This is a genomic window from Porphyromonas vaginalis, from assembly GCF_958301595.1.
GTDB lineage: Bacteria > Bacteroidota > Bacteroidia > Bacteroidales > Porphyromonadaceae > Porphyromonas > Porphyromonas vaginalis.
Map to the genome: position 1 here is coordinate 1,869,058 of NZ_CATQJU010000001.1, position 16,551 is coordinate 1,885,608.

The following is a 16,551-nucleotide window of genomic DNA, read 5'->3' on the forward strand; positions in this document are numbered from 1 at the left end:
TATCTTTCAGATAATCAATAGAGCAGGAAAGAGTGTAGGGCAAAAGGGTTACGAGTTGGAAACGAGCAAGTTTCTTTTCCTATCTTCATTCTGCAGTGCTTCAAAGAACTCTCTATTTAATATCTGCAAAGATATAAAATCTACTCAAGATGGTATGCTAGATTTCGAGTTCATAGATTCAAATTTCACTGCATAAAAAGGGTAAAACTATGAACGTCAAGTGCGATTTCCAGTAGTAAGCGCAAAACGAAGCGTACAAAAGTACCCTCCCTTGGAGGTAGTTCCAGAGGTGGGTCAAAAGATTTAAATGGAATGAGCTAACTCCCTACGAAGTTTTTTCCCTACATTTGTAACTGTGTTGCACTTGACACTGGAAGGTGCCGAGGCAAGAGCGGGTTGCTTAACATTTTGCCATGTCACAAATATGAACTATATTTGTGACATGGGAAAGCAATTAAAAAGTACACATCAGCTTATCAAAGAGGCTGTTATTGATTCTGGAGAAGGGTCGATACTTTACCCTAACCAGTTTGCTCCTTGTGGCGATAGCACCGCTATAAGACAGGTGCTTAGTCGCATGACCAAAGAGGGTTATCTTGTGAGGTTGGCTCATGGGCTCTATTATTATCCTAAGGTGGACACCAAGTGGGGGACTGGTATTATTTATCCTTCCATTGAAGAGGTGGCTAGGATAATTGAAGAAAGGGACAAAATCACACTTATACCCTCTGGCACTTATGTCCTAAATAAATTAGGTCTTTCAACTCAAATCCCAATGAATGTAGTGTACATCACTAATGGATCACCACGAACAATAAAGCTGGGAAAGGGTCGAGGCATTCAGCTGAAAAGGTCTAATGATATGAACAATTTTGCATACACCTCAGAGTTGGTACGTATGCTTGTTTTTGCCTTAAGAGAGATTGGGCAAGGTAATCTAACGGAGGTGCATAAGAGCATTCTAAAAAAACATCTCCGCTCAATTTCAGAGGAAGAATATAAGAGGGATATTCACTTGGCTCCACAATGGATACAAGATGAACTAAACAGACTGAGAGAACAATGATATTTACAGACTTATCAAAAGAGGAGCAAAGAGAAGTACTGGAAATTGTCAGGCCACGAATTGGTGATATCCCTCTTAGTGTAATAGAGAAAGACTGGTGGGTAACTATGGTACTTCGAGCCCTATTTTCCTTACACTATGCGGATCAGCTCTCTTTCAAGGGTGGTACTTCACTCAGTAAGTGTTGGAATCTGATTAAACGCTTTTCCGAAGATATTGATATTGCAATTAATCGTGAGTATTTAGGGTTTGCTGGTCAGCTCTCTAAAACACAGATAAGTGACAAGCTAAGAAGAGCCTCATGCTCTTTTACAAGAGAAATGCTAAAGACTGATTTGGAGAAAGCGTTAGCAAGTCTATCAATTGACCCTTCGCTTTTTGAAGTAAGTGTCAATGTTACTTCTATTTCCACTACAGATCCAGAGGTGATAGAGGTTGCATATGAGTCGCTTTTTTCCGAGGAGACTGATTATCTCAAACCTGTCGTTAAAATAGAAGTAAGCGGACGCTCTATGTCGGAGCCTTTAGAAAGTGTAATGACTAATTCTTGGATTGAGCAGTATATGCCTAATACACCATTTGTGCAAAAGGAGTTTAAGGTCTTAGCTGTCAGTCCTGAACGAACATTTATAGAGAAACTTTGTCTGCTACACGAAGAGTTCGCAAAAAAGGAGTTTTCCTCAATCAGATCCGAAAGAATGAGCAGGCACCTATACGATGTCTACAAGATTTCTAAGACAGAAATCGCCACAAGAGCCTTAAGTGATCCAACGTTATACGCCTCAATAGTGCAGCATCGTAGTATGTTTATAGGACTGAAAGGTTTTGACTACCGAACGCTTGCTCCACAGAAGTTATCTATTGTACCACCGAAAGAAGTTCTTGATGAGTGGAGATCAGATTACGTCGCCATGTCTCAAGATATGATTTACGAAGAGACACCAAGCTTTGATAGTCTCTTGAATGAAATAACTGAACTAAATAAGAGCATAAATAAAATTGCTTGGACATTATCTTTATAGCTTTCCATATACTTACCTATTTATCCAGACTATAGTTTACCGTACCCTTTAGCCCTTATATTGAGAATGTGTGCTCGTATTTTCCACTCCAAAATGCAATTTGGAGTGGAGCTCGCCCTGCTCCGGACGCCCCCTCCTCTCCTAGGAGGGCGGGAGGAGCAGGTAGCGAGCTGCCGAGACGAAAAAAGGGACGATGCGCTCACCGTCCCTTTAAGGTTAATGCAGTATATTTGCTGTGGAAACAAAAACTTAGCTATATACAAGTATGCATCTAACCCAAGCGCAAAGATACGAAATTGCTGCTCTTCTGAAGACTAACACGCCTCAAAAAAAGATCGCAGAGGTCATAGGAGTACACCCTAGCACCATCTGTAGAGAGATTAAGAGGAACTTGACACCCGCTGGCAACTATAGCCCTACTCAGGCTCAGATGTTTGCCAAAGAGCGACAAGACTGGAAGAACAAGGCAAGAGCTAAATTGACGAATGCTATGAAAGCTGATATTGTCCAGTGCATTGTAGAGCATAAATGGTCTCCAGAGCAAATTGCTGGAAGGCGAAAGCTGGAGGGCAAGCCGATGGTCGGTAAGACCTCCATTTACAAGTTCCTGCATCAAGACAAGAAAGCTGGAGGCAAGCTTTACAAACACACAAGGCATGGGCTAGCTTATCGCAAGCGACGCCTGGCCGTACCAATAAAAACAGACTGGCCTAAGCGAAAGTCCATAGAGACTCGTCCTGAGTGCATTGACCAGAAGGCACGAGTAGGAGATTTTGAGATGGATACCATTATAGGCAAAGAGCAGAAAGGAGCAATTTTAACGCTTGTAGAGCGTGTTACAGGCTTTACTATCATACGACTTCTGGAGCATGGCAAGGATGCCAAAGCTCTCGCCAGAGAGGTGAATAAAGCTCTGAGGTACTACAAGAAGATGGGACTGCTACACTCGATCACAACCGACAATGGAAGTGAGTTTGCCAAGTTTAAGACCATAGAGAGGTCTCTCAAAACGCCCGTCTACTTTGCCCACCCCTATCAATCCTGGGATAAGCCTCATATTGAGTACCTAAACAAACTGCTACGCCAGTTTATTCCTAAGGCCTCTACTTTCGAAGACTTAACTGACGCTGACCTTAGACGCTTTCAGAACCTACTAAACAATAGACCCCGTAAAAACCTAAACTATAAGACACCCAATGAAGTCATCAAAAACATCATTCTTGAGAAATTGCATTAGCGGGTGGAATGTACGGCTTCGCAAAAAAACTAGGCTATAAAACTCCCTATGAAGTTTTTTTCCTACCTTTGTAACTGCGTTGCACTTGACACTGGAATGTGCGACCTCGAAAAAAACTAGGCTATAAAACTCCCTATGAAGTTTTTTTCCTACATTTGTAACTGTGTTGCACTTGACACTGGAATGTGCGAAAGTTAAAAAATCCTCCCACTTTTGTTAGATATATTTTTTTGTGTAATTTTGTAATCGTTATGCGGCAGTAATAATATACATATTAATACGAGTTAGTAATCCTGTAGTTCTCATATGCTACGAGGAGGTATTAAAAGGTGCGTTTCGACAATGCATCTACTGTAGTATATTATTGCTTAATCCAAATGAATATTATAAATTTAGGAATTCTTGCTCACATTGATGCAGGAAAAACTTCCGTAACCGAGAATCTGCTGTTTGCCAGTGGAGCAACGGAAAAGTGCGGCCGTGTGGATAATGGTGACACCATAACGGACTCTATGGATATAGAGAAACGTAGAGGAATTACTGTCCGGGCTTCTACGACATCTATTATCTGGAATGGAGTGAAATGCAATATCATTGACACTCCGGGACACATGGATTTTATTGCGGAAGTGGAGCGGACATTCAAAATGCTTGATGGAGCAGTCCTCATCTTATCCGCAAAGGAAGGCATACAAGCGCAGACAAAGTTGCTGTTCAGTACTTTACAAAAGCTGCAAATCCCGACAATTATATTTATCAATAAGATTGACCGTGCCGGTGTGAATTTGGAGCGTTTGTATATGGATATAAAAACAAATCTGTCGCAAGATGTCCTGTTTATGCAAACTGTTGTCGATGGATCGGTTTATCCGGTTTGCTCCCAAACATATATAAAGGAAGAATACAAAGAATTTGTATGCAACCATGACGACGATATATTAGAACGATATTTGGCGGATAGCGAAATTTCACCGGCTGATTATTGGAATACGATAATCGCTCTTGTGGCAAAAGCCAAAGTCTATCCGGTGCTACATGGATCAGCAATGTTCAATATCGGTATCAATGAGTTGTTGGACGCCATTTCTTCTTTTATACTTCCTCCGGCATCAGTCTCAAACAGACTTTCAGCTTATCTCTATAAGATAGAGCATGACCCCAAAGGGCATAAAAGAAGTTTTCTTAAAATAATTGACGGAAGTCTGAGACTTCGAGACGTTGTAAGAATCAACGATTCGGAAAAATTCATCAAGATTAAAAATCTAAAGACTATTTATCAGGGCAGAGAGATAAATGTTGATGAAGTGGGTGCCAATGATATCGCGATTGTAGAAGATATAGAAGATTTTCGAATCGGAGATTATTTAGGTGCTAAACCTTGTTTGATTCAAGGATTATCTCATCAGCATCCCGCTCTCAAATCCTCCGTCCGGCCAAATAAGCCCGAAGAGAGAAGCAAGGTGATATCCGCTCTGAATACATTGTGGATTGAAGACCCGTCTTTGTCCTTTTCCATAAACTCATATAGTGATGAATTGGAAATCTCGTTATATGGTTTGACCCAAAAGGAAATCATACAGACATTGCTGGAAGAACGATTTTCCGTAAAGGTCCATTTTGATGAGATCAAGACTATCTACAAAGAACGACCTATAAAAAAGGTCAATAAGATTATTCAGATCGAAGTACCACCCAACCCTTACTGGGCCACAATAGGGCTGACTCTTGAACCCTTACCGTTAGGGGCAGGGTTGCAAATCGAAAGTGACATCTCCTATGGTTATCTGAACCATTCTTTTCAAAATGCCGTTTTTGAAGGGATTCGTATGTCTTGCCAATCTGGTTTACATGGATGGGAAGTGACAGATCTGAAAGTAACTTTTACTCAAGCCGAGTATTATAGCCCGGTAAGTACACCTGCTGATTTCAGACAGCTGACCCCTTATGTCTTCAGGCTGGCTTTGCAACAGTCAGGTGTGGACATTCTCGAACCGATGCTCTGTTTTGAGTTGCAGATACCCCAAGTAGCGAGTTCCAAAGCTATTACAGATTTGCAAAAACTGATGTCTGAGATTGAAGACATCAGTTGTAATAATGAGTGGTGTCATATTAAAGGGAAAGTTCCATTAAATACAAGTAAAGACTATGCCTCAGAAGTAAGTTCGTACACTAAGGGCTTAGGCATTTTTATGGTTAAGCCATGTGGGTATCAAATAACAAAAGACGGTTATTCTGATAATATCCGCATGAACGAAAAAGATAAACTTTTATTCATGTTCCAAAAATCAATGTCATTAAAATAATGGAGCGGTCAGGAAATTTCTATAAGGCAATACGGTTGGGATATATACTTATCTCCATTCTTATCGGATGTATGGCATATAATAGCCTCTATGAATGGCAGGAGATAGAAGCATTAGAACTTGGCAATAAAAAAATAGGTTCATCCGAGATTTTGTGTGATACCTAACAGCGGGATAAGAAAGAAGCTGGCTCTATCTTTAGTACCTTTGAAAAAGTTAACTAATACTATTCTTAGTACTTATGATAGAAACCAGCTTCTTTCTTATTCACCTTCTTGAAGTTGTAGCCGAGCGCACCCCCGAGGTTCTCCGTTGCTGAAATCTTAGCAATCATTACTTGCGGTAATCAATGGTCAGAGAGATAGCCTGCTCCTGTAATGCAATGATCTGAGCTGATAGTTGCTCCAGCTTCTCAAGCAGTATCTGAGCAGTCTTCACGCTATGATAGCTGTTGATGGCACGTACAGCTTGATTATACAGCACACCTATCTTATGTATCTGGGCAGTCAATTCGGAGAGTTTACGATAGTACTCCACAGCAGACTTATCTACCGTTATCACCTTGAAATGCTCCCCCAATATCCTTGCCCGCACAAAGTCGGACTTCGTTTCCGCCCCTGACTTATGGAACAACTCAATCGCCCGTTGCTGGTCTTTCGGGTCAGGCAAGCGTACGTGCCAGTTGTCCCAGCGAGGCTTATTCAGCTCTTTTCGCTTACGATCTCTTTCTGTCTGCTCGTTCATCTGTTGTTTCTTCTGTTAATTACGACTTTGGAGTAATTCATCTCCCCTTCGGGGCAAGGGTCTTTGTGTTACAAACTGCGGTTTGTGTTACAAAGACACACCTTGCCAATATCAAGAATTGATGCCACCCACTTAGGGGCGATTGGAAATTAGCTTTTGACTTTCTGAGCTAAGTTTTGAATCTGGTTAAGATTTGACTCAGTTTTGACTTGGCTCAGTTTTGACTCAACTCAAAATTGACTTAGCTCAAGAGTTAGGTTTTGACTCAACTCAATTTTGACTCAACTCAATTTTGACTTTGGTCAATTTTGACTTGAGTTAAAACCCACTTCTTGACCAGACCAAATCTTGACTTACCCAACTCTTAACCGAAATCCCCTATGGCTTACTCATTTGACCGTAGGTATTTGTAAGCTCAGATTAAACGCTGAAAACGCACCGATGAAGTCAATCATCCCCAAAGAGGGACAAAAGCACGCAGTCCGATGGAAGAATTGACACTCCCCGAGAGATTGTATGCCCCTGACGTCAGCGCACCCGAGTTCAAATGAGTATCCGCTAAACCATATCTCAACTCACTTCTTTTACCCCGCTGTTCAATTACTTATTTCTCTTATATATAGGATTATAGCACCTTTCAAGCATAGCTTGTATATCGCTCTGTTTGTAGAGTATCTTGCCTCCGATTTTGTGATAAGCTATTGTTCCACTGTCTCGGTACTCTTGGAGCGTGCGACTGCTCAGACGTAACAGCTTGCAGACTTCCTCACTTGTAAGGTAAACCTCTCCGCCCAACATAGGACGTGCAGTAGCGCAATAACGCTCCAGCTTCTTCAAGACACCCTCCATAAGTTGTGCAAACATCTGCATTTGAGGGTCTTGCTGTGTAATAATTTCGTTCTCTGACATAGTTCATTAGGTGCTTGGGTTCAGTCTTTCTGAGCATTCAGTATCTCAGTGATGTCGCTCTCTTTATAGTAGCACTTATGCCCGACCATAGAGAACGGTATTTTACCCGTATCCCGATAGTGTTGCAGGGTGCGCTTGCTGATTCCGAGCCTACGGCATACGGCTTCATTGTCAAGCCATTCTTCCGTTTCGGGAGGACACCCGATAAGCCGTTCGATACGGTGGATGAAATCTGCAAAGGAGGAGCAGTGCTGCTCCCATGCCTTGCGGTCGATGATGATAAGTTTCATTGCATTGTTGTTGATTACGTTGTTAATACTCAGCAAACGAGCAGTTTTTCTGTCGATTGCCCTTCTTGTCGGATGCAAAAGTAACCCCTCTAAAGCGGAAAAAGAAAGAGTGAGGAAGAATAAGGAAATAGTTAGGAAACAAGGGAAATGGTGAATACAAAAGCCTAGGCTATTGCGGTAATGAGATGAGGCGCTGGTTCGTTCCGTACTAGCGAAAATAAAATCAGATCACTCTCGAGTGTTCGATTGCTTCGACCTCTCTCTCAATTGTCAGAGCGAGAGCACACTCTTTGGCTTGATTGATTGGTGGAGTATTTGTTTTGTCGCTTCTTGCGTCCAAAGAGCCTGAGTATGCCGTATTCGTTCGGGCTTATTCTTTTGGCGGTTAGCCTATTGCTGCAAGGTTGGAGCGAAAAATACGACCGCACTAACAATCGAGTTTTTGCAAGTATGATAGTCCCAAAGTACAGAGAAAAGCCCTGCGGTGGAGATTTTTCACTCCATCCGCAGGACTTGACCTTGCAAGCAATCAAGGCAACCGCCATACCTTTGCCCGACCGATTACGGCTTCAGGTCTTTGAGGAAAGTTCACCTATAAAGGTTCAGATTGCGTTTTATCTTGCTGTGCTATTGACTCACAATAACCCTCAAAGGCAGAATGCTCTCTGTCAGTGAGTGCAGTCATATCCTCTTGTATCTTGTGATCGGTTATCTTCCCGTAGATTTGTGTTGTGTCAATATTGCTGTGTCCGAGCATCTTGCTGAGCGTTTCCATTGAGATCCCGTTGGATAGGCAAATTGTGGTTGAAAATGTATGGCGAGCCATATGAAAGGTCAAACCTTTCTCTATTCGGCATATCTGACCAATGTTCACACAAGCTAAAGACGCCTTGCGGGTGGTTAGGTTAGGGAATATCAAGTCGTCTACTTTCTTGTCTTTGATATAGAGTGAAAGGATTTGCTTGGCAATAGGCAAAAGTGGAATGATAGCTTCTACGTCCGTTTTCTGCCTTTTGATACGGATTTCCTCCGTGCCGTCTGCATTACGGATGATATGCTTTAGCCTGATCCGTTGCATGTCCACACGTGCCAGACCAGTAAAGGCACAGAAAAGAAAGAGCTGCCTTGCCCGTTCGAACTGCCTGTCAATGATGGGTGTTTGTAATACCCGTTGGAGCTCCTCCGTAGTGAGATAACGCCTTGTGCGGTGTGGCAGTTCCGCTTTGTAGTCCACAAAGGGGTCGATGCGGATATACTTCTTCTGCTGACCTATGCCGATGAGCTTTCTTAGGAAGATGACCACAATCTGAATTGTGGCAAGGGAAAGGTTGCGCTCAGATTTGAGATAGAAGTCCATCCCCTCGATAAAGCCGTAGTCCAACAATGAGTAGCGAATATCCTCCAGTCCCAATCGTTCACGCAGATAAGCCTCTATGAGTTGTGTGGCATAGATGTAGTTGGCAAAGGTCGGCTTGGCAACCGTTACCCCCACACAGGGATGTTTATCCTCAATGAAGAGATGTGCTTCTTCCAAAAGAAAACCTTTAGGTTTGTCTTCTTCCATGAGTTCACATTTCAGTAGCTCGGCTGTGATATAGCCACGCTGCCATACTAATTCTTGATACTTCGCTTTGGCTTGTTCCTCTTTGGCTTGGAGATAGCGGTTGATTTCCTTTATCTCTTCGCCCGTTCCCTTGCATCTTCCCTTACGACTATCCCAAAGTTCGGGAGCAATCTCCTTGCCCGTGCTGTATTGCACCTGCTTTCCGTCTATAGTGATGCGTCCCATAATCGGACATTTGCCGTTCTTCTTTTCTTTGGACCGATTGATATAGAATAGTGTTTTGAATGTACTTCGTGCCATAATATCAAAGCTTCAAGGTGAATGTATCTTGTATGCGTTGCTGCACATTTTGCATCTCTCGATGGATTCTCTCGGAGGAAACAGCAGCATATACTTGTGTTGTTCTCAGGTTGGTGTGTCCGAGCATCTGGCTCACCGTTTCAATAGGCACTCCTGCTGAGAGCGTGATGAGCGATGCAAAGGTGTGGCGAGCCATATGAAAGGTTAGCGGGCTTTCCATACCGATATTTCTCTGTATGTAGTGCATGCCGTTGTGGATGATGTCGTTAGTCGGCACATCAAAGACAAAACCCGCACGCTTACCTCTGTACCGCTCCATTATCGCCCAAGCAGGTGGAAGCACCTGTACACGATACGGGGTCTTGGTTTTCATTCGCTTGCCCTTGATGCAAAGTTCACCTTCTTCCAAGACAATGTTTTCCTCTCTGAGATTGCGCACGTCTGAGATTGCCAAGCCTGCAAAGCAGGAGAATACGAACAAATCACGGACAATACGGTAGTTCTCCCATTCTATCTCCAAGTCAATGATGCGTTGCAGCTGGTCTTGTGAGATGCTTCTCGGCTCACCTTTGGGACGTTCATAACTGTAGCCCAAGAACGGGTAGAAGTCCAGCACGCCTTTCTTCACCGCCATGCGGACGATGCTCTTCAAGGTGGATAGAGCACTTGACACGCTGCTACGTTTCAGTTTTCGGTCAATGGAGAGGTAGTACTCGAAACCCTCAATAAAGGCTTTGTCTAATTGTGAAAGGGGAATGTCGCTTACTTTATACTTCTTCTGCAGATACTCACGGAGCAGGGATAGCTGATAGGTACGGAGCTTGAATGTCTTCAAGGCTCTATCAATGCCTATGCGTTCCTTTGTCTGTCTGAGATATTCCTCAAAACTCTGCAAAAGCAGGGCTTGACGGTGGATTTGCCCCTGATAAGCATCCCTCACATCGGTGGCGGTAAAGGTTTCTTCTCTTTCACTGAGTTCGTGAAAGCGTGCGTGGATGAGTGCGGTGCATTCACCGAGTTTCTGATTGACGGACACCGCCATAGCACTCTTGCCGGTGAGTCGTTGCTTACGGCTATCCCATAGGGAGATCGGAGTCTTACACTTGGTGGAGAACCCCGAATGGGTTCTGCCTACGGAGATGCGCCCGATGACAGGCACAAGTCCTTTCTTGTCGGTTCGTCTTGCCTGAACAAAGAACGATACTTTCAGTTTGTTTTCTTTCATTCTTCTATCGTTTTTCTAAATTCCCTTTGCTTGCAAAGGTACAGTGAAACAGGTGCTTCTGAGCGATGCAGAACGATGAAATACGATGAATAAAAAACTGTGGAGCAGTTGTTTAGCTTCAATTCGTAACCCCTCTTTGCTCTTTCTTCGATGGGTTACGATTTGGAAACGGAACTCCTGCCGTTTTATGCTCGTTTTTGCTTATCCTCAAAATAGCAAGAAAGCCTAAATGAGGCTATTCCAAATAGTTACATCCCTTGCATGTCCCGCTATTTCCCTTAATTCTTAACTGCCGATTATGCCCGCAAGATGAGCTTGGATATGCGAATGATAGACCTAGAAAAGTATTCGGACCATATAGACAACAAAGCCAGCCACTGTGCCAAGCTCCTCAATAACTACTATCAGAAGTATAACGAACAGAAGGGAACACAGTTTGTCTTCAGCGACTTGGGTACTTACAAGCCTGGCGAGTGGAATGTTTATTCGGAGATTAAGCGTAAGTTGGTAGAGGAGTATCACATCCCATCTCACGAGATACGCTTCATTCAGGAGTGCAAGAATGAGAAAGCGAAGAAAGCGATAGTGGAAGCGATGAATAGGGGCGATATACGTATCATCTTCGGCTCCACATCTATGTTGGGCACGGGTGTCAATGCCCAGCAACGAGCTGTGGCTATACATCATCTTGATACCCCGTGGAGACCGTCAGACTTAGAGCAGCGCAACGGACGAGCTATCCGAAAGGGCAATTTGGTTGCCAAGGAGTTTGCCGACAACAAGGTCGATGTGATTATATATGCAGTGGAGCGTTCGTTGGACAGCTATAAGTTCAACCTACTACACAACAAGCAACTTTTCATCAATCAATTGAAGAGCAATCAGCTAGGTATGCGTACCATCGATGAAGGATCAATGGATGAAGATAGTGGCATGAACTTCTCAGAGTATGTAGCTGTGCTATCGGGCAACACAGACCTATTGGATAAAGCTAAGCTAGACAAGAAGATTACCGCATTAGAGTCAGAGCGCAAGAACTTCCTACGTGAACGAAATGGGGCTATAGGTAAGTTGGCCGAGATTGACCATTCACTCTCTTACCACACGGGCAAGATACAAGAGGCTAAGAAAGACCTCACTTGCTTTGAGCAACGAGTGGAACGAGATGCTGAAGGCAACCCAGTCAATCGACTTTCAATTAAAGGTGTAGAGGATTGTTCTGACATCAAAGTCATTGCTCATCGTCTTCAAGAGATAGAGGAAAAGGCTCGTACCAATGGTGAGTACAACAAGATAGGAGAGCTTTATGGCTTCTCTGTTATGGTCAAGACGGAAAGTTCCTCTCAGAACTTATTTGACCTATCGGTGAACCGCTTCTTCGTAAAGGGTGAGGGTAGTATTTACTACACCTACAATAACGGCAAGCTGGCAAATGATCCTAAGCTGGCTTGCCTGAACTTCTTTAATGCTTTAGAGCGCATTCCTAAGGTGATTGAATCTCACGAGAAGGAGATAGCAAAGGTCTCAGCAAATAAGGAGGTCTACACAGCCATTGCCAATAGCTCGTGGAAGAAGGAGGAAGAACTACGTGCGCTCAAAGGGGAGGCAGCCGAGCTGGATAGAAAGATTGCCCTTACGCTCTCTCCACCAGAGGAAGAGGAAGAAAAAGAGACTCTTGAAAAAGAGGTACGAGAAAGCCGAGGTCATCAAGAGACTATTCAAAGCACAAAAGACTCTCTTGATAATTTGAAGCCCTCACGAAGTAATTCCCCCAAGTCAATGAAACATTTCTAGGTCTAATGAAAGACTTCAGCTGTTTATCTAAATAGAAGTCTTAATCCAAATCTCAGCACTTTGATGCGCTTTTGTTGTGTCTGAAAGCCGCTAAATCGTAGAAATAATTCGTTTTCTTCGATTTGAGTGCTTGTTTGTGGAAATAAAAAGGTAACTTTGCACCAGATAAAAATGAGAATGTAGTTATGATCGCATCGTTTACAGTTGAAAATTATCTCTCAATACTTACTCCCGTTACCTTCAGTTTTGAACCGACTGGAGACAAGTCTTTTATAGACGAGTATACTCATAAGGTAAAGGAAGGAGTGAGTTTGCTGAAGGTTGGAATTATCTATGGCGCAAACGCTTCTGGCAAAACAAACTTGTTGCAAGCATTTAATGCCTTACGCAATATATTGTGCTTGCCAACGAAGGATAAGGCACAAACATTGGATATCATTCCTTTTTTATTGGACGAAGAATCGCGTACACGTCCAACTCGCTTTGAGTTATCGTTCTATATCAAAGCTGAGAAATACTTGTTGCAACTAGAGGCAGACAGCAAGAGGATATATTGGGAAAAACTACAATACTATCCATCAAGTAAGGCTGCTCTACTCTATGAACGCAGACACAACGAGCAACTAGATATTGAAACCATTAATTGGGGAAGCTACTTAGGTTTGGGTAAAAAGAGTTGTCAAGCAATAGAAGGCAATACAATTGGAAATATGTCCGTCTTGGCAGCATGGAGCAAAAGTAATGTAGAACCCTCTCGATTGGATGCTATTTATCAATATTTTTCTGAGCAATTCTTTCCTCCTTTGTCTGGAGCCACTTCAGTGGCATCCTATACAAAAGATGTCTTGAGCAACGATAATGGAGGAGCAATTACCACGTTTGTCCGAAAATTTCTGAAAGCCTCTGATTTCAACATTTCGGACATCGAGATAGAAGACGAAGAGATACATTTGGATGAAGCTCTTAGTTCCTTCATTACTGCTCTTCCGATTTCTGAAAATGTAAAAATGGAATGGCTCAAGGATGGTGTGATCCGGAAAGAACAATTTGTGTTCAGCCATACGACCCCAAAGGGGGCTTATAAGCTCCCAGAACAGCTGGAGTCTGCGGGTACGCTTCAAATGCTTGCATTCTCTGTTTTACTATACAAGGTATTACATCAGGAAAGTATCATTGTCATAGACGAGATTGAATCTAGCCTGCACTATGAGCTCTGGTCTTATTTCCTTCGAACTTTTTTGGCCAGCAGTGAGGTTGCATCTCAAATGCTACTTACAACACATGATTTAAATCTTCTAAATGCGGATTTTGTACGCAGAGATACAGTGTGGTTTACTCAAAAAGATGAGAACGCTACAACAAAGCTTACTCGTCTTTCTGATTACGGATTACACAAGAATATTTCTCCCTACAATGCCTACAAGCAGAACAAATTGGCTCCGTTGCCATTCTTGGGGTCCCAATATCTAGACATAAATGAGGATTGAGTTATGACAAAGAAAAGTGTTGCGATTATAGGTGAAGGCGAAACTGAGTGGTTCTATTTTGAGTCAATGCGCATACTCAAACGATATTCGTACCAGCTAAAACCCACATTTCCCAAACACTCAGATTGGAGGTACATATTCAAGCAAGCAAGACAATGTATTAAAGAAGGGTATGACAAGGTTTTTTGTCTGATCGATATGGATGTGATGTACACTAAACCCAACGAGATGGTTTCATATAAAGCAGAAAAAGAGAAGCTTCTAAAAGAAGGAGCCATTGTCCTTGAGACCAACCCTTGTACCGAATTTTGGTTCCTCATACATTTTCTTCCGACATTGTCTACTAAGAACTATAGGAACTGTGACGAAGTGGTGAAGGATCTGCGGAAGTATTTGCCTGGTTACGAGAAGAGTAAAGCGTATTTCAAGAAAACGAATCTGTATCAGTACCTTACTTCCAATGGCAATCTTCAAAAAGCCATTCAATATGCGGATCAGCTATACGAAATCGCACAAAAGACCCCAGAGGACTACCATTCATATACCCAGATTCATAAAGTTCTAATCCAGCTGGATAGTTTAGAGCAGGACGAAAAACAATAGCTTCAAAGTGAATAAGAATCTGATATGTGTTTTATACGTCGCATATTAATGGGCTAAATGAACTATATGGATACTACACCAACTGTTTTGACCTTTACCAACATCTAAAGTGCTCCCATTAGAACCAGCACTCAAACTACTCAAAATAATTGAGAAGTAACGAGCCGAGTGGTTGTATCCAAGCCGAAATTGCGATAGAATCAGTTTAGATGATTTTCGGTAATAGATAACCTTACCCGCTACTTTTTGTGAGGTTAATCGTTCTCAGTGAGTCTAAGATTTTCAAGAATGATACCTTCACCCTTTCTGAAGATGGAATTTCCCTATAAGCTATTGCAGATAAATTCTCTTCGTACCTAGGAGTTAGAGCTTCCCATAACTTTTCAAAATCCAATACCAATGGCGATTGGGTTAGGTCTTTTAGACCTTTCCATCCAAAAGGCTCGTCAAAGGCTGCTTGGTCATGCTTGACCAAAGTTTCTACATCACGCACAAACTCTACACCACAAACATACTCCTCCAAATCCTTGATAGTCATAAGAGCATTCAAATCATAGAAATGGCGGATTTTAGACGAAAGAGATGCCAATGGATCCTGGCTCATAGAGAAGCGAATGAGAGAAACGGTTTTCTCGCATAAGGTTTGCTTCAGCGACAACACATTCAACTCAAAAGGTTCAAGGTGATATTGAGATGCGACATCCTCCAAGTGTTGCTTCTTCAGATAAGTAGTCACAAATGGTTCTATCGCCCTTTTTTCATAAGGAAAAGGATTGGCAAACGCACTAATCTCTACGATAATTCTCGAAGGAATAGGATTGACGGAAACATCCAACCCCACTAGAGCATCATAGGAGAATGCTTGCTTCCTATACTTTGACCCTTTGGATATATCTGCAAAGGATTTATCTTCTGTAAAACCCACCGTAACCTCTTTCATCAGCTTAGATAATAGCATCTTGACTTGATTGCCACTCATATCACCGCTGATGACGGCAAAGTCCACATCTTCAGAAAACCGGTCAATCAATTGATAAGCTTTGGACAATGAAGTCCCTCCCTTAAATACAATCTGCCGACTGTAGGTGCTTTTAGATAAGGATCGGAGTATTGCTGAGATATAATAATCTTTCTCGATCAACTGGACTGGAATTTTCAAATCCTCAGAAGACGCTTGTAGCAAGTCTCTGAATGACTCGCTGTCTAAATGTAAAGGCTCTCTTATTGTATGTTCCATTGGCTTGACACTAAAGTGGAGGAAAGTCCGATTCTAAATCGTGTAAGAGGGTTTAATGTCTGATGTAAAGTCGCCACAAGTGATTCATCTGTTAGCATAGAACCCAACAAAGCTCTTGTGAGTGGAGTGTAATTTAGGGAAAGTTCCACTAGTTGCTTATGATCTTCCTTTTCATATTCACTGACTTTCTTCTTTAGGAGAGTATACGACTTGTCGACAGTAGTATCTGGAATTTTCTTGATCCATTTCAAACAGTCCAAAAGACGCAGCATCTCGATGTTGTCTTGACAGATCTGGTTCTTCTGTAGTACAAAACGGATGGCATAAATCCCCCGCTTTGTATTACGTTTCGGAAAGTTAGTCCCTATTTCAAGAATGGATGAGTGTTGGGTCGTTAGTCCAAATAGGTTGAATGCATAGAGACCTGTCAAATAGCCAATAGGAGTGTCCCCGTCATAGAGTAAGTCTCGGAATCTTTCTTCCATAGATGGTCCGACAACCCCAAATCGTGTTTGCTTGGGCTTGTAATAAACTCCTGGGCTAAGTCGTTCGATCTCTCCCTCCTGAGCTAATCGTCCTAAAGCTACCACAGCTGCATTGTACTCCGAACGAGAAAGCTCTAAGTCCTCCAGCCGGAAAACTTTTCCCATCTCAAAATCCAAAATCCTCTTTTTAATACTCTTGCTTGTCATGCTACTTGACCTTTTCGCAAAGGTAGTCATTTTGTTGTGTAAGTGCAAGTGCTTACACAACAAAATAGTCGGATTGAA

13 protein-coding genes and 2 pseudogenes are annotated in these 16,551 nt (G+C 42.5%); 8 read left to right on the top strand and 7 right to left on the bottom strand.

Annotated features, from left to right (window positions below; translation table 11 throughout):
• The first annotated feature begins 424 nt into the window (after positions 1–424).
• From Q2J34_RS07225 to Q2J34_RS07245, 5 genes and pseudogenes are all read left to right on the top strand, one after another.
• Complete coding sequence (locus Q2J34_RS07225) at positions 425–1,066, top strand: DUF6088 family protein (protein ID WP_232501423.1); 642 nt, start codon at positions 425–427, stop codon at positions 1,064–1,066.
• On the top strand, positions 1,063–2,088 hold the full coding sequence (locus Q2J34_RS07230; protein ID WP_007441848.1) for a nucleotidyl transferase AbiEii/AbiGii toxin family protein: 1,026 nt from the start codon (positions 1,063–1,065) through the stop codon (positions 2,086–2,088). The genes Q2J34_RS07225 and Q2J34_RS07230 overlap by 4 nt, the downstream gene beginning before the upstream one ends.
• Before the next feature lie 265 nt (positions 2,089–2,353).
• Positions 2,354–3,325, top strand: coding sequence for an IS30 family transposase (locus Q2J34_RS07235; protein ID WP_300969182.1), 972 nt, complete (start codon positions 2,354–2,356; stop codon positions 3,323–3,325).
• Positions 3,326–3,702: 377 nt separating this feature from the next.
• Complete coding sequence (gene tet(Q), locus Q2J34_RS07240; protein WP_004291466.1) at positions 3,703–5,628, top strand: tetracycline resistance ribosomal protection protein Tet(Q); 1,926 nt, start codon at positions 3,703–3,705, stop codon at positions 5,626–5,628.
• Positions 5,628–5,765, top strand: a pseudogene (locus Q2J34_RS07245) (two component system sensor kinase); the annotation flags it as partial. The gene tet(Q) and the pseudogene Q2J34_RS07245, both read left to right, overlap by 1 nt.
• Positions 5,766–5,961: 196 nt before the next feature.
• On the opposite strand, the gene Q2J34_RS07250 reads toward Q2J34_RS07245, so the two are convergent.
• The 5 genes from Q2J34_RS07250 to Q2J34_RS07270 form a co-directional block, all read right to left on the bottom strand.
• Complete coding sequence (locus Q2J34_RS07250; RefSeq protein WP_025883492.1) at positions 5,962–6,372, bottom strand: plasmid mobilization protein; 411 nt, start codon at positions 6,370–6,372, stop codon at positions 5,962–5,964.
• Positions 6,373–6,972: 600 nt separating this feature from the next.
• Complete coding sequence (locus Q2J34_RS07255) at positions 6,973–7,281, bottom strand: helix-turn-helix domain-containing protein (protein ID WP_004349937.1); 309 nt, start codon at positions 7,279–7,281, stop codon at positions 6,973–6,975.
• 20 nt (positions 7,282–7,301) lie between these two features.
• Positions 7,302–7,571, bottom strand: a complete 270-nt coding sequence (locus Q2J34_RS07260; RefSeq protein WP_040562944.1) for a helix-turn-helix domain-containing protein — start codon at positions 7,569–7,571, stop codon at positions 7,302–7,304.
• A gap of 592 nt (positions 7,572–8,163) precedes the next feature.
• Complete coding sequence (locus Q2J34_RS07265) at positions 8,164–9,435, bottom strand: site-specific integrase (protein ID WP_300969742.1); 1,272 nt, start codon at positions 9,433–9,435, stop codon at positions 8,164–8,166.
• 4 nt (positions 9,436–9,439) lie between these two features.
• Entirely contained in the window at positions 9,440–10,660 is a 1,221-nt protein-coding gene (locus Q2J34_RS07270; RefSeq protein WP_004331551.1) for a tyrosine-type recombinase/integrase, read from the bottom strand.
• A 285-nt stretch (positions 10,661–10,945) separates the two neighbouring features.
• Between Q2J34_RS07270 and Q2J34_RS07275 the strand changes: the two are divergent.
• The 3 genes and pseudogenes from Q2J34_RS07275 to Q2J34_RS07285 form a co-directional block, all read left to right on the top strand.
• Positions 10,946–12,454 (top strand): annotated as a pseudogene (locus tag Q2J34_RS07275) (helicase-related protein); the annotation flags it as partial.
• A 185-nt stretch (positions 12,455–12,639) separates the two neighbouring features.
• Entirely contained in the window at positions 12,640–13,941 is a 1,302-nt protein-coding gene (locus Q2J34_RS07280) for an AAA family ATPase (RefSeq protein WP_300969743.1), read from the top strand.
• Positions 13,942–13,944: 3 nt separating this feature from the next.
• Complete coding sequence (locus Q2J34_RS07285) at positions 13,945–14,544, top strand: RloB family protein (protein WP_300969744.1); 600 nt, start codon at positions 13,945–13,947, stop codon at positions 14,542–14,544.
• A gap of 232 nt (positions 14,545–14,776) precedes the next feature.
• Here the strand turns inward: Q2J34_RS07285 and Q2J34_RS07290 are convergent, their stop codons facing one another.
• Together Q2J34_RS07290 and Q2J34_RS07295 are read right to left on the bottom strand one after the other, a co-directional pair.
• On the bottom strand, positions 14,777–15,781 hold the full coding sequence (locus Q2J34_RS07290; protein ID WP_300969746.1) for a nucleotidyl transferase AbiEii/AbiGii toxin family protein: 1,005 nt from the start codon (positions 15,779–15,781) through the stop codon (positions 14,777–14,779).
• Positions 15,766–16,473 carry a DUF6088 family protein gene (locus Q2J34_RS07295; RefSeq protein WP_300969747.1) on the bottom strand — a complete coding sequence of 236 codons (708 nt, stop codon included), beginning with the start codon at positions 16,471–16,473 and terminating at the stop codon, positions 15,766–15,768. The genes Q2J34_RS07290 and Q2J34_RS07295 overlap by 16 nt, the downstream gene beginning before the upstream one ends.
• Positions 16,474–16,551 lie beyond the last annotated feature (78 nt).